Source organism: Streptomyces sp. NRRL F-5630 (genome assembly GCF_000719475.1).
Classification (GTDB): Bacteria; Actinomycetota; Actinomycetes; order Streptomycetales; family Streptomycetaceae; genus Streptomyces.
On sequence record NZ_JOGO01000187.1, the window covers coordinates 1 to 864 of the forward strand.

Consider the following 864-nt stretch of genomic DNA (forward strand, 5'->3'; position numbering starts at 1 on the left):
CGCATGCACAACCTCGCCCTCGCCGGATAAGCGAGCGGGCCGTACAGAGGCCAGCCATGACCGAGGCAACCTGAAGATCATTTACGGGACAACACTTAGTGGCTTTGGGCGCGAGTGTGGGGGCGGTGGTGGGTTTCGGCGAGGTGGTCGAGGCGGATGGCTTCGAGTGTGGCCTTGGTGATGCGTTCGGTGCCGTCGTGGATGGCGGTGATGGCTGCTTGGCGGATGAGCCTGGTGAGGGATCCGATGCCAGAAAGCGCCGCTCCTTCGAACAAACAGCCACACTGCTGCGCGCCTTCGTGGAACGACATGACCGTCCTCCCGGAGCCCGGGAGGGGATCGAGGACACGGGGAGCGCGTCATGATCGGCCCCTGGCTCTGCAAGATCCGCACAGGCCAGAAGAACGGCCAACTCTCCGAGAAACGAAGCCAGTTGATTCAGAGCATCCTCCGCGAAGCTGACGCTTCCCCCGTCGAAGAGGAGCGCCCCGTATTCTCAGAGATCCCGTAACTTTTTCGCCAGTGGACCCGCTAAGGAAGCATCCCGGAAGGGCTATCGCGGAGACCTGACGGGGGAAGCTGTCCGGTACCGGAAGGCCGCATCTTCTTCCCTGCTGCTAGATCCAGGAGTTCGCGGAGCGAACTCCGTTTTAGGTGAGGGAACTGGAATCTGCGGAACGTCAGGGGATGCTGTAGCCAGCGTAGTTCGGCGCAGCGCGGAGCGCTAAGCCGAGGGCCGGAACGCGGAGCGGGCCGGCCCGGCCTCGGGCGGAGCCCGAGGCCGGAGGCGACGGAGTCGCCGACTGGTCGCGCGCAGCGCGACCCGCCGCGTAGCGGCGGCGCGTCGCGTCTGCGGAGCAGACC

General features: G+C 65.4%; 1 pseudogene. It reads right to left on the bottom strand.

What is annotated here, in order from left to right:
• Positions 1 to 95: 95 nt before the first annotated feature.
• A pseudogene (locus IF99_RS0130255) lies at positions 96 to 248 on the bottom strand (ATP/GTP-binding protein); the annotation flags it as partial.
• Between the last annotated feature and the right edge of the window lie 616 nt (positions 249 to 864).